The following is a 13277-nucleotide window of genomic DNA, read 5'->3' as shown; positions in this document are numbered from 1 at the left end:
GTACCAACGTCAGCCTTCCGACCTAGCATTGGAGCCATGAGCGAGACTGAGCGCATCTTCCGAGTGGCTGCCGCATGGCATGACGTCCCTGCAGGCCTGCCCCTCATCGTCGCGCTGCGTGGCGGTCACGACGCCGGAGCCGTGGCGGCGCAGGTCTCCGACGAGATCATCGGTCTCGACGAGGACGCCCGGATCGTCGCGGAGTTCGATGTCGACGAGCTCTACGATTACCGTGCGCGGCGCCCGATCGTGTCCGTCTCGAACGGTCGAGTGAAGTCCGTGTCGTCACCTCGTCTCGACCTCAGGCTCGTCGCAGATGAGCTCGGCCAGGAGTTCCTGTTCCTCTCGGGCTTCGAACCCGACTACCGGTGGCGGCTCTTCAGCGAGGCGCTCGTGGATGCCGTCGACGCGCTCGAGGTCTCGTCGACGACCTGGGTGCACGCTGTGCCCATGCCGGTTCCCCACACGCGTCCCATTCGCATCGCCGCGACCGGCAATCGCGAGGAGCTCGTGGATTCCCTCTCCGTGTGGAACCCGACGACCGAGGCGCCGGCTCACGTCATGCAGTACTTCCAGGTCCGGGCTGAGGAGCTTGGCCATCCCGTACTGAGCCTCGCGATGCTGATTCCGCACTACGTCGCAGACTCCTCCGTGCCGGCAGGGGCAGTCGCGGCGCTGTCCGCTCTGGGGAGCGCGACGGGGCGAATGATCGCAACCGAGGCGTTGCGTGAGCGCGATCGCACGTTCCGTGCTGGCGTCGATGCCGAGCTCGAGTCCAATCCCGACGGGCAGAAGCTCATCCACGCCCTGGAGACGCAGCACGACGCCTACCTCCAGAATCTTGCGGTGACCAACGACTTCGAGGACGCGGCCGGCGAGCTGCCCTCTGCAGACCAGCTCGCCGCGGAGATCGAGCGCTATCTGGCGCTCGGCCGCGACGACGACGCCTGAGGCGCTGCCCGGGTTCTTCCCGGTGGCCGTTTCGGTGTGACGGTCTTCTCGTCTGTGCCGTGTGGCGTTTCCTGGCGGCGGGACGCGAGACAATAGCTCAGATGAACCGCCGCCTTGCTCCCGCGATGTTCGCCATCACGGCGATCGCCTACATGGTCGCCGTCACGCAGCGATCGTCACTCGGGGTCGCCGGCGTGCTCGCCAGTGAGCGTTTCGAGGTCGGGGCCGCTGCGCTGTCGACGCTGGCCGTCGCGCAGCTGGCGGTCTATGCCGCTCTGCAGATTCCGGTCGGCATGCTGCTCGATCGATTCGGGCCGTCGAGGCTCATCCTCGTCGGCGCACTGCTCATGTCCGGAGGGCAGCTGATCGTGGCGCTGGCGCCGGAACTCGGTGTCGCGGTCATGGGCCGGATGCTCGTCGGGGCCGGGGACGCGACGACCTTCGTCTCAGGACTCCGGATCATCGCCGCGTGGTTCCCGCCGCGGCGGGTGCCGGTCTTCGTGCAGTGGTACGGCAACCTCGGCCAGCTGGGACAGGTGCTCTCTGCTGTCCCGTTCGGCTTCCTGCTGCGGTCCACGTCCTGGACGCCGGCGTTCCTCTCCGTCGCGAGCCTTGCACTGATCACCTCGGTCGCGGTCGCGGTGTTCCTGCGGGATAGCCCGGAGCTGCGCAGAGCCGGCGAGGCGATCAGCGTCCGTGGCGTCATGGGGAAGGTCGCCCAGGCCGCGCGCCGCCCGGGGACGAGGCTCGGCTTCTGGGCGCACTTCACGACGCAGTTCCCTGGAACGGTCTTCGGCCTGCTGTGGGGGTTCCCGCTCATGACGCAGGGCATGGGGCTGGAGCCGGCACTTGCTTCGTCGCTGCTCCCCGTGATCGTGCTCGCGGGAATGGTCCTAGGCCCATTCCTCGGGGTGCTCACGGGGCGATACCCGCTCCGGCGCTCCAACCTCGTGCTGATCTGCGCCCTACTCATCTTGGGCGTCTGGGTGACGGTGCTCCTGTGGCCCGGCCTGCCGCCGCTCTGGCTCCTGATCGTGCTCCTCGTCGTGATGGGCATCGGCGGCTCGGGCTCGGCGATCGGCTTCGACTACGCCCGCACCTTCAACCCCGCTTCGAGCCTCGGATCGGCGTCCGGCATCGTGAACGTCGGAGGTTTCGTCGCCAGCTTCACGACCATGTTCCTGATCGGCATCTCGCTGGATGGGCTCGGCATCGGCGTCGCGGGAGCAGTGGACTGGCAGCAGTACAAGCTCGCGTTCTGGGTGATCCCCGGCATCATGCTCATCGGGCTGAGCGGCCTGCTGCTCAGCAGGCGACGCACGAGGGGCCGCATGGCGCGCGATGAGGGAATAATCATCGACCCGCTCTGGGTTGCAATAGGCAGGAGATGGTTCGGGTCGGGCAGGCGTGGGATGTGAATCTCACGCGTGAATCCAAGGTTTCTCCCGAAACCGTGCCATAATCAACGGATGGACCCTGCGGGTCTGCCTCTGCGCAGACTTGACAAGGGCCTTCCTTATGCCCGCACCGTGACGAGAGGGGTCTGAACATGGCGACACGCACGGGAGCTACCACGGCTACTGCAGAAGCAACCGAGGACATCAAGAAGGCGCCAGCGCGCAAGCGCGCAGCGCCGGTCAAGAAGGCGAGCGCCGAATCGAGTGCCGCTGTCGAGACCGAGAGCGCAGCTGACGAAGCCGCGGGCGCTAAGAAGCCTGCCGCGAAGCGCGCACCCGCGAAGCGCAAGGCAGCGACTGCCTCGGAGGGCGCGCCAGCTAAGGCAGCGCCCCGCAAGCGCGCGGCGACGAAGAAGAAGGCTGAGGGCGACGAGCCGGAAGACGGCGTCGAAGAAGGCGAGATCGAAGAGGTCGATGTCGACGCGGATGCGTCCGACGCAGCCGACTCCGACGACGATTCGGTCAAGCCAGCCGACCCGAAGGACGCGAAGGCCGACTCTGAGAAGGCGCGCGTCAAGGGCGCCATCGTGCTCACGCCGAGTGACGACGAGGAGGAGACCCCGGTCTACTCCGCTGCGATCACCGGTGCGACGGCCGACCCCGTCAAGGACTACCTGAAGCAGATCGGAAAGGTCGCGCTGCTGAACGCGGCCGAAGAGGTCGACCTCGCCATGCGCATCGAGGCGGGGCTGTTCGCCGCCGAGAAGCTCAAGGAGCAGGAGGGCGAGCTCGACAAGCAGCTCGTTCGCGAACTCAAGTGGGTCTCCCGCGACGGAGATCGCGCGAAGAGCCACCTGCTCGGCGCCAACCTCCGACTGGTCGTGAGCCTCGCCAAGCGGTACACGGGTCGCGGCATGCAGTTCCTGGACCTGATCCAGGAGGGAAACATGGGTCTCATCCGTGCAGTCGAGAAGTTCGACTACACGAAGGGCTTCAAGTTCTCGACGTACGCCACCTGGTGGATCCGCCAGGCGATCACGCGTGCCATGGCCGACCAGGCCCGCACGATCCGCATCCCGGTGCACATGGTCGAGGTCATCAACAAGCTGGCTCGCGTGCAGCGCCAGATGCTGCAGGACCTCGGTCGCGAGCCCACGCCTGAGGAGCTCGCCAAGGAGCTCGACATGACGCCCGAGAAGGTCGTCGAGGTGCAGAAGTACGGTCGCGAGCCGATCTCGCTCCACACGCCCCTCGGTGAAGACGGCGACAGCGAGTTCGGTGACCTCATCGAGGACACCGAGGCTGTCGTTCCAGCCGACGCGGTCAGCTTCACGATGCTGCAGCGTCAGCTCGAGTCACTGCTCGACTCGCTTGCAGAGCGCGAAGCTGGCGTCATCCGCATGCGCTTCGGCCTCGGAGACGGCATGCCGAAGACGCTGGACCAGATCGGCGACACGTTCGGCGTGACCCGCGAGCGTATCCGCCAGATCGAGTCGAAGACGATGGCGAAGCTGCGTCACCCGTCACGCTCGCAGTCGTTGCGCGACTACCTCGAGTAGGCACGAACCCAGCACGACGAAGGCCCGGATGCATGCATCCGGGCCTTCGTCGTTCGCGGTCGGACCGCGGTGCTGTCTCGGTGGCGGCTACTCCGCCGGCTGACCAGCCGCAGCCTTGTCGCCGTGCAGACGCGAGGTCTCGTCGTGCCAGGCGACCGCCTGCTGGCGGAGCTTCTCTTCGTGGCGCGTCGCGTGGTGCGCGCAGAAGAGGAGTTCGCCTGCGCTCAGCTGGACGCGGACGTAGGCCTGAGCTCCACACGCGTCGCAACGGTCTGTTGCGGCAATTGGCGCCGAGTCGGTGCGCAGGGCCGTTGTGCTTTCCGTCATGATGCCTCCAAAGCTTCAGTGATCTGCCGATCAGGACAATTAGAGCACGGGCACCGGATTCCCGTGTGCTTTCCGCGGTCAGGTTCGCCCTGCGCGTAGCAGTGTTTCGCCCGCGTGACGACCCGGGGTCCGTCGTGGGCGCGTGAGATACTGGCCGCGGTCGGCGAGCAGGGGGATCCTCGCCGCAGACGCTGACGCGCACGTGGTTGCGCAGGATGAGGAGTGTGCATGGGTGGCAAGCTGCGGCGGATGATCGCCGTCGGTCTCGGACGGAGCGCGCGCGGAGCGATGCGTCTCCGCGGAGGCGGCTCAGCAGTCCCCGGCAGGGTGGCGCTCGCCATCTCCCCGGACTTCCTCGAGACGGCCGTGGCGAAGCTCCCGCTCGGCGTCATCTTCGTCTCCGGGTCGAACGGCAAGTCGACGACGACGCACTTCCTGACCCGGATGCTTCGGCGGCACGGGCTCAGGGTGTTCACGAACTCCTCCGGCGGCAACCTGCCGCAGGGCATAGCGTCGTCGATGCTTCCGGATGTGGACGTCAACGGCAACCTGCGAGCGGACATCGCAGTCCTCGAGGTCGACGAGGCGTACGGGCCCCGCCTCCTCCCGCACCTGCACCCACGCGGGGTGCTGCTCCTCAACGTGCAGGTCGATCAGCTGAACCGCTTCTACGACCCGTCTCGGGTCACTGAATTCCTCAGGACCATCGCGGCGGCGTGCGGCGACTTCAGCGTCCTGAACGCCGATGACGCATCGCTTCGCGGCCTTCCCGTGTCTCTGGATGCTCCGGTGACCTGGTTCGGGGTCGCTCCTGAGCTCATCGAGCAGTCCCCGAACGGTCTCTCGAACTTCGATGACATCTCAGCCGCGAGCGTTGAAGTCGCTGCTGGCGAGCGCGCTGTGCAGGTCGTGGCACTGCAGGGGCGCGATGCGACCCTGAGGATCGGCGACGAGGAGCTGGAGATCCGTCTCCCGGCGCGTGGCCTCCACTACGCGCTCGACGCTGCTGGTGCCGCAGCAACTGCTCAGCGCATTCTCGGCGATTCCTTCGTTCCCGCCCTCGTCGCGGAGGCGCTCGGCGAGTCGCAGACCGTGTACGGCCGTGGTGAGGTGATGAGTGTCCGCGGGGAGGACATCGAGATCATCATGATGAAGAACCCGCCGAGCCTGCAGATGAACCTCGATGCTCTCGAGGAGGCTCCGGAGCAGGTGTTCGTCTCCGTCGACGAGGGAACCCCCGACCCGTCCTGGATCTTCGGTGCCGATCTCAGCCGCCTCGAGCACGTCGACGTGGTCTCCGGTACGAAGGCCTGGCAGATCGCCACGAGACTCGGCTACGGCGACATTCCGGTCGGTCTCGTGGAGCCCAGTCTCGGGGAGGCACTCGACAAGTTCCTGGCGCTGCCCAAGCCCAGCCGTGGCATGAAGACCATGATCGTCAACTACGAGCAGATGATGTCGATTCGCCGACGACTCGGGCAATCGGGTATCGAGGGGAAGGTCAACTCATGAAGCTGCGAATCGCTCACCTCTACCCGGTGGAGCTCGGGATCAACGGAGATGTCGGCAACGTCACGGTGCTCGCGAAGCGTGCGCGCGTGCGCGGCTTCGACGTCGAAGTGGTGAACGTCGGACGTGGGGCGGCCTCGCTGCCCGGCGACATCGACCTGCTGCACGTCGGCTCCGGCCCCCTTGCTGCTGTTCAGACCGTGCAGGCTGACGCGCTGCAGCACGCTGAGCAGCTCCGCGACCTCGTCGCTGCCGGCCTGCCGCTGCTCGCGATCGGCGGAGGGTGGGAGCTGCTCGGATCGAGCATCACCCACGACGACGGAGAGCTCACCGGTCTCGGCGTCTTCGCCTCCAGGGCTGTCCGAGAGCCGGCGCAGAGCGTCGCGGAAACGGTCGTGCGCACCCCGGGTGGACTCCTCGCGGGGTTCGCGAACCACAATGCCGTCACCTCTCTCGACGCGGGGTCGGAGCCGCTCGGCGAGGTTGTCCGTGGCTTCGGCAACGGCGGCTCAGCTTCGGAGAACAGCGGAGTCGAGGGCGTACAGCACCTGGGCGCGATCGGGACGCACCTGCACGGCCCCATCCTCGCCTTGAACCCCACGCTGGCAGACCAGCTCCTGCAGCAGGCCGTGCATCGTCACGATGCTGATCGCACGCTCGGAGACGGCGGGGCGGAGCTGGAACGACTTGACGGCTGGTCGCAGAACGCACGCCACGCGTTGATGCGGAGAATCGGCGTCTCTGCTCCAGCAGTCTGACCCAGTGGCCTGACGGTCTGAGCGTCTGAGCGTCTGAGCGGGGCGCTGGCGTGCTTCATCGCATGCCAGCGCGTCGCTCAGCGGCGGCTGAAGCTCCGTGGGACCCGGGAGGTGAGTCCCGTCACGATCTCGTCGCCGACAGTGTCGCCCCACACTGCCCATTGCTCCGCGGTCGCCTCTCCCTGCGAGCCGTCGCCGAAGACGAGGCACGGTGCGCCCGCCGAGATGCCATCTGCATCGCTCGGGAGCGCGACGACCGTCTCGTCGACGCCCACCTCGACGACCGGTGCGACGTGCCCGTCGACAACCATGTAGGCGCCTGAGTCTGGGTCGGACTGGATCCCGTCACCGAAGCCCACGGCGATGCTCGCCAGCCCGTGGCGTGCATCCAGGACTGGGGCTCGCAGCTGCATGGCCGGCCTCAGCCCGAGGTCCGCAGCACTTCGATCGCCGAACGGCGAGATGCCGTAGGCGGCGATGCCGACCCTCACGAGGTCGAAGTGCGCCTCAGGAAGATCGATGACGGCCGCGCTGGCTCCGAGATGGAGCAGCTCGAACTCCGCGCCAAGGCTTCTGGCTTCCTCGACGGCCGCCTCGAACAGAGCCGCCGACGCGAGGTCGGCACTGTGCGAGGTGTCAGAGAGATGGCTCCACGCGGCGACGACCTCGAGCTTGCCGAGCGACTGCAGCCTGAGCGCCTCGGTGACGAACTCGGCCCAGCGTGGCTGGTCGGCGCCCCCGCGGTGCAGGCCGGTATCGATCTTGAGGTGGACTCGCGGCGTGCGCGCCGCGCCGCTCGCCGCAATCGCCTCCAGCTGCCAGAACGTCTGCACGCCGAGGTCGACTCGCGCTTCTGCCGCGGCCGCGAAGTCGGTGTCCTGGCCATGCATCCACGCGAAGAGGGGGACCTCCACGCCTGCAGCGCGAAGGTCGATGCCAGCGGTCGACTCCAGAACGCCGAACGACGAGACCCCAGCTTCCAGCCCCGTGCGCACGACCTCGTGGAGGCCGTGCCCATAGGCGTTCGACTTGACGGCCAGCATGAACTGCGAGCCGCAGGCGAGCTTCTGCAAGGCGCGGATGTTGTGGCTGATGGCCTCGAGATCGACGTGCGCCGTTGCGCGGCTCATGTGTAGCTCCGTTCGAATCGGGAACTCATCCGGCTCGCGATGGCTGCAGCTCTCAGGCCGGTCGCATGTTGCCAGTCGAGGATGCTCGGCTCGCCGACGGCCGGGTCGCCGAAGAGGGTCGCCAGCTCGCCTGGCTGCGCTTCTGCGCCGAGCAGGTCGACGGAGAACTGGTCCATCGAGATGGCGCCGACGATGGTGCGCGTCTTCCCGCCGATGAGCACAGACGCGGTGTTCGAGGCGCGGCGGACGACCCCGTGGGCGTAGCCGACGCCGACGAGTGCGAGCTGCGTCGCCTCCGTCGTGACGTAGCTGTACCCGTAGGACACGCCCTCGCCGGCTCCGACATCCTTCACGGCCAGGATCTCCGCGCTCACGCGCATCGCGGGCCGGTAGGCGCGATCGGTGAGCCCGAACAGGGAGCCGCCCGTGATCCTGTCGGAGTTCACGGAGTCCGCGTCGAGCAGCTTCGTGCTCAGATGCGACAGGGAGGCGCGGTCGAGCCCAGGGGAGACGATGAAGCCGTCGTATCCCTCGCCGTCGAGTGCTTCAGCGACGCGGAGCGCACCATGGCCGTAGGCGTCGGCGCGCAGGTCGGCGTAGCTCGCCGTCTCCGAACCGAGGAGTCGGGTCGAGTTCTCGCGGATCGCGCGGAGGTCGATGTGGATGCGTCTGCGCACCGGCTCGGGAGTCTGCACGTTGTGCCCTCTCTGGTCGTCGCTGGCGTGGTCAGGCTAGCACCGGCGGTTCCGGGGGCCGCTGAGGCGCGCGTGGGGGGCGCTGTGGTGTGGGAGCCGCGAGAAAGCCCGCATCCGGTCTACGCTCGAAGGTGGCCTGCCGCTGAACGCGGTTGGGCCGAGATCACAGGCACGATGACGCAGAAGAAGGACGAGGACCTCGGTGGCGAATTCCGGAGACGCATACTCAGCCAGACACCTCTCGGTGCTCGACGGGCTCGATGCGGTCCGGAAACGGCCGGGCATGTACATCGGCTCGACCGACTCGCGTGGCCTCATGCACTGCCTGTGGGAGATCATCGACAACTCAGTCGATGAGGCTCTTGCCGGTCACGGCTCACGCATCCGAGTCCAGCTGCACAGCGACGGATCCGTCAGCGTCGATGACGACGGGCGAGGCGTCCCCGTCGACATCGAGCCGAAGACCGGTCTCAGCGGCGTCGAGGTCGTCTTCACGAAGCTCCACGCGGGTGGCAAGTTCGGTGCGAGCAACTACGGGTCGGCGGGAGGCCTCCACGGTGTCGGCGCCTCGGTCGTGAACGCGCTCTCCGCGCGCCTCGACGTCGAGGTCGACCGGGGTGGGAAGACCTACGCGATGAGCTTCCGCCGCGGCGAGCCCGGCATCTTCGAGGATGGTGCCGGCGGGCCCAGCCCGACGTCGAACTTCGTCCCCTTCACCGACACGAGCGAGCTCCGCGTCGTCGGCAAGGCGAAGCGCGGCGTCACCGGCACGCGGGTTCGCTACTGGGCTGACCCGCAGGTGTTCATCCGCGAGGCAAGCTTCCAGACCAACGACCTCGCCGAGCGCGCGAGGCAGACGGCGTTCCTGGTGCCGGGCCTCGAGATGGTCATCGAGGACGCCCGCGACGATTCGGTCGCGCCCACGACGCAGCAGTTCCGCTTCGACGGCGGGATCACGGAATTCGCCGACTTCCTGGCACCGGACGCTCCGACGACCGACACCTGGCGCATCGAGGGGAGCGGGGAGTTCACGGAGACCATCCCGGTGCTCGACGACGAGGGCCTTCAGCTCGTGACGAAGGAAGTCGCGCGCACGATGCACGTCGATCTCGCGCTGCGCTGGGGCACCGGCTACGAGACCACCGTGAAGAGCTTCGTGAACATCATCTCGACGCCCAAGGGCGGATCTCACCTCGCCGGGTTCGAGCAGGGGATGCTCCGGTTCTTCCGCGCCGAAGTGGAGAAGAACGCGCGGCGCCTCAAGGTCGGCAACGACAAGCTCGACAAGGACGACGTCCTGGCGGGCCTGACTGCCGTCGTGACGGTCCGCATCCCGGAGCCCCAGTTCGAGGGGCAGACGAAGGAGGTCCTGGGAACGCCAGCGGCCAGGGCGATCGTCCAGAAGGCCGTAACAGCAGGCCTGACCGAGAAGTTCTCGTCGACCAAGCGCCAGGACAAGGCCGAGTCCAACCTCCTGCTCGACAAGGTCGTGCAGGAGATGAAGTCACGCCTCTCCGCTCGCGCCCACAAGGAGACGCAGCGACGCAAGAACGCACTCGAGAGCTCCTCACTGCCGACGAAGCTCGTCGACTGCCGATCGAACGATGTCGCGCAGAGCGAGCTCTTCATCGTCGAGGGTGACTCCGCGCTCGGCACCGCGAAGCCGGCGAGGAATTCGGAGTTCCAGGCGCTGCTCCCCATCCGCGGCAAGATCCTCAACGTGCAGAAGGCCTCAGTCTCCGACATGCTCTCCAACTCGGAGTGCGCGTCGATCATCCAGGTTGTCGGTGCCGGGTCGGGACGCAGCTTCGACATCGGCCAGGCTCGCTACGGCAAGGTCATCCTGATGAGCGACGCCGACGTCGACGGCGCGCACATCAGGACGCTGCTGCTCACCCTCTTCTTCCGCTACATGAGGCCCATGCTCGACGCGGGTCGCGTCTTCGCGGCCGTTCCGCCCCTGCACAGGGTGGTCATCATGCATGCGGGCAGGAAGCCCAACGAGACGGTCTACACCTACTCGGAGAAGGAACTGCACACGCTGCTCTCGAAGCTCGAGAAGCAGGGCAAGCGGTACCAGGACCCGATCCAGCGCTACAAGGGCCTCGGCGAGATGGACGAGGACCAGCTCTGGAACACGACCATGGACCCGAGCGCGCGCCTGCTCAGGCGCGTCACGAACGCGGACGCGCACAACGCCGAGCGGGTCTTCGATCTGCTCATGGGCAGCGAGGTCGCACCTCGCAAGGAGTTCATCATCGAAGGATCCGAGCAGGTGGCTCGGGCGGACATCGACGTCTAGCTGCACGTCTCGGCGGCCAGGACGCCGTGAGCAAGAGGCCGGCACCCGATCGGGGCCGGCCTCATGCATACTGCGCGCAGCAGCTCAGTCTGTCGCCGGTGTCTCGGGGCTGCTCTGGGCTGACGACGCGTCGGCGGCGTCGGCGACCGGCGTCGGGTCTCCGATGCCGCGTCCGATGAGGTCGACGACCTGGTCGAGTGGCGTGCCAGACGCGTCGCGCTTCGCGCCGCCCGTCGGGAGGGCGCGGATCGCACCGTCACGCGCGTTGCCGAACGGGGCGCCCGGGCCGACCCAGGCAGCGCTGAGGCGTCGCTCCCCGCGCAGGAGCCGCTGGGCCCGGACCCCGCCGGTCGCGCGTCCCTTCGCCGGGAACTCGCTGAGGCTGGAGACCTTCGCCGTGCCCGAGTCGGTGCCCTCGAGGGCGTCCTCGTTGCGCGCAACGCTCGCGACCTCGCAGATCTCGACGTTGGCGGCCGCGACGACGGAGAACGCGAGGACCACGGCGCCCTCGGAGACCTTCATGCCGGCCATGCCGGCAGCGGAACGGCCCTGCGGACGAACGAGCTTCCCGGAGAAGCGCAGCAGCTGCGCGTCATCGGTCACGAAGACGAGCTCATCCTCGTCTGACGCGAGCGCGGCTCCGACGACCTCGTCCCCTGCCTTGAGCGTCATGATCTCGAGCTCACGGTTCTTGCCGAAGTCGATGCCCGTCACCCGCTTGACGACGCCCAGCTTCGTCCCAAGCGCAATCGGCGTCTCCTGGTCTATGGGCACGAGCGCGACGACCTGCTCCTTGGGGCTCGTGAGCCCGATGAAGTCGTGTGCCTTGACTCCGGCGGAGAGCAGCACCGACCCCTGGGGGCTGGAGGGGAGGGCTACGACGGGTACGCGGATCAGCCGCCCGAGGTTCGTGACAGCGCCGAGCTCGCCTTGGACCGTCGTGGTGACGTGGGAGCGCACAGCGTCGTGCTTGCTGCGCCGCGACGGCTGCTGGAGGCGCGCATCGGCGTCGGCCGTGTCGACCCTGAGGAGCCGCCCCGTGGTCGAGAGCAGCACCTGGGTGGGCGAGTCCGCGAGCTGCAGCTGCGTGGTCTCGACCGCCTTGCCGCGCTTCGGCGGGGCGCCCTGACCCTCGGTGAGCAGCGTGCGTCGCGGTGTTGCGAAGCGATCGCTGGTCTCCTGGAGCTCGGTGCCGACCCGCGCGCGCAGCAGCTTCTCGTCGCCGAGCAGACGCTCGAGCTCGGCGATCTCCTGCTTGAGCTGGTCGCGCTCCGACTCGAGCTCGATGCGCGAGAACTTCGTGAGGCGGCGCAGGCGCAGCTCCAGGATGTAGTCCGACTGCAGCTCCGAGAGGTCGAAGACGATGCGCAGTCGCTCGCCAGCCGCCGAGGCGTCGTCACTCGACCGGATGATCTGGATGACCTCGTCAATGTCGAGGATCGCGACGAGGAGGCCTTCGACGAGGTGCAGGCGCTCGAGCCTCCGCGCGAGCCGGAAGGCGCTTCGCCTCCGCACCACCTGGATGCGGTGGTCGAGGTACACGCGGAGCAGCTCGATGAGCCCGAGCGTCTGCGGACCCCCGTTGACCAGCGCCACGTTGTTGATGTGGAACATGTCCTCGAGGGGCGTGTGCCGGTACAGCTGCTCGAGCACGGCATCTGGGTCGAATCCGGTCTTGATCTCGATGACGAGGCGCAGGCCGTGCTTGCGGTCGGTGAGGTCGGCGACGTCGCTGATGCCGGCGAGCTTCTTCGCTTGGACGCCGTCCTTGATCTTCTCGATGACCTTCTCGGGGCCGACCATGTAGGGAAGCTCGGTCACGACGATGCCCGATTTGCGGGCCGTCACGCGTTCCACACTCGCGGTGGCACGCGTCCGGAACGATCCGCGACCTCCCGCGTACGCATCCCGGATGCCATCGAGGCCCGTGATCCGCGCGCCGGACGGGAGGTCCGGGCCCGGGATGAACTGCATGATCTCCTCGAGCGTCGCACCGGGGTTCTCGAGCAGGTGCAACGCCCCGGCGATCACCTCTCCGAGGTTGTGCGGCGCCATGTTCGTGGCCATGCCCACCGCGATGCCACTCGCTCCGTTGACGAGAAGGTGCGGCCAGGCCGCGGGAAGCACCTCGGGCTGCGTGGTCGAGCTGTCGTAGTTCGGCACGAAGTCGACGACGTCCTCGTCGAGCTCCGCGGTGAGCGCGAGGGCGGCGGCATCGAGGCGCGCCTCCGTATATCGCGGGGCTGCAGGGCCGTCATCGAGCGAACCGAAGTTGCCGTGCCCATCGATCGTCGGCACGCGCTGGACGAAGCCCTGGGCCATGCGCACGAGCGCATCGTAGATAGCGGTGTCGCCGTGTGGGTGGAGGCGTCCCATGACCTCGCCGACGACGCGCGCCGACTTGACGTGCCCCCGGTCGGGTCGAAGCCCCATCTCAGCCATCTGGTAGAGGATGCGCCGCTGGACCGGCTTGAGGCCGTCGCGTGCATCCGGGAGCGCTCTCGCGTAGATGACCGAGTACGCGTACTCGAGGAATGAGGACTGCATCTCTGTCGAGACGTCGATGTCCTCGATGCGCTGCTCGCTCATCGAAGCGGAGCTGTCGTTGCGTGTTGTACTCATGTCACCTGTCGGGAGGGTCGTGCTTCG

At 67.5% G+C, this 13277-nt stretch carries 10 protein-coding genes; 6 read left to right on the top strand and 4 right to left on the bottom strand.

Features of this window, described 5'->3' with window-relative positions:
- The first annotated feature begins 36 nt into the window (after positions 1-36).
- The 3 genes from GV007_RS08420 to GV007_RS08410 all read left to right on the top strand — a co-directional run bounded on the left by GV007_RS08420 (position 37) and on the right by GV007_RS08410 (position 3907).
- Positions 37-951 carry a proteasome assembly chaperone family protein gene (locus tag GV007_RS08420; protein WP_104298722.1) on the top strand — a complete coding sequence of 305 codons (915 nt, stop codon included), beginning with the start codon at positions 37-39 and terminating at the stop codon, positions 949-951.
- Between the two features lie 101 nt (positions 952-1052).
- Positions 1053-2369, top strand: coding sequence for an MFS transporter (locus GV007_RS08415; protein WP_160071866.1), 1317 nt, complete (start codon positions 1053-1055; stop codon positions 2367-2369).
- 131 nt (positions 2370-2500) lie between these two features.
- On the top strand, positions 2501-3907 hold the full coding sequence (locus GV007_RS08410; RefSeq protein ID WP_160071865.1) for an RNA polymerase sigma factor: 1407 nt from the start codon (positions 2501-2503) through the stop codon (positions 3905-3907).
- A gap of 87 nt (positions 3908-3994) precedes the next feature.
- Here GV007_RS08410 and GV007_RS08405 read toward each other — a convergent pair whose 3' ends face one another.
- Positions 3995-4234, bottom strand: coding sequence for a DUF7455 domain-containing protein (locus tag GV007_RS08405; protein WP_160071864.1), 240 nt, complete (start codon positions 4232-4234; stop codon positions 3995-3997).
- Positions 4235-4462: 228 nt separating this feature from the next.
- On the opposite strand from GV007_RS08405, the gene GV007_RS08400 reads away from it, so the two are divergent.
- Together GV007_RS08400 and GV007_RS08395 are read left to right on the top strand one after the other, a co-directional pair.
- Entirely contained in the window at positions 4463-5746 is a 1284-nt protein-coding gene (locus GV007_RS08400; protein ID WP_228503356.1) for a Mur ligase family protein, read from the top strand.
- Positions 5743-6501 (top strand): type 1 glutamine amidotransferase, encoded by a 759-nt coding sequence (locus GV007_RS08395; protein WP_160071863.1) that lies wholly within the window; start codon positions 5743-5745, stop codon positions 6499-6501. The genes GV007_RS08400 and GV007_RS08395 overlap by 4 nt, the downstream gene beginning before the upstream one ends.
- A gap of 77 nt (positions 6502-6578) precedes the next feature.
- Here the strand turns inward: GV007_RS08395 and GV007_RS08390 are convergent, their stop codons facing one another.
- A complete protein-coding gene (locus tag GV007_RS08390) occupies positions 6579-7631 on the bottom strand; it encodes an alanine racemase (RefSeq protein WP_160071862.1) in 1053 nt (350 codons plus the stop codon).
- Entirely contained in the window at positions 7628-8308 is a 681-nt protein-coding gene (locus GV007_RS08385; protein ID WP_160071861.1) for an alanine racemase C-terminal domain-containing protein, read from the bottom strand. Before GV007_RS08385 ends, GV007_RS08390 begins: the two co-directional genes overlap by 4 nt.
- Positions 8309-8528: 220 nt before the next feature.
- Here GV007_RS08385 and GV007_RS08380 point away from each other — a divergent pair, with 220 nt between their 5' ends.
- Complete coding sequence (locus GV007_RS08380; protein WP_160071860.1) at positions 8529-10628, top strand: DNA gyrase/topoisomerase IV subunit B; 2100 nt, start codon at positions 8529-8531, stop codon at positions 10626-10628.
- 84 nt (positions 10629-10712) lie between these two features.
- Here GV007_RS08380 and GV007_RS08375 read toward each other — a convergent pair whose 3' ends face one another.
- Positions 10713-13250, bottom strand: a complete 2538-nt coding sequence (locus GV007_RS08375; protein ID WP_236558421.1) for a DNA gyrase/topoisomerase IV subunit A — start codon at positions 13248-13250, stop codon at positions 10713-10715.
- Positions 13251-13277 lie beyond the last annotated feature (27 nt).

This window comes from Pseudoclavibacter sp. 8L (genome assembly GCF_902506465.1).
Lineage (GTDB): Bacteria > Actinomycetota > Actinomycetes > Actinomycetales > Microbacteriaceae > Pseudoclavibacter.
The sequence above is the reverse complement of the archived record's forward strand: the minus strand, read 5'-3'. Positions and strand labels throughout refer to the sequence as shown.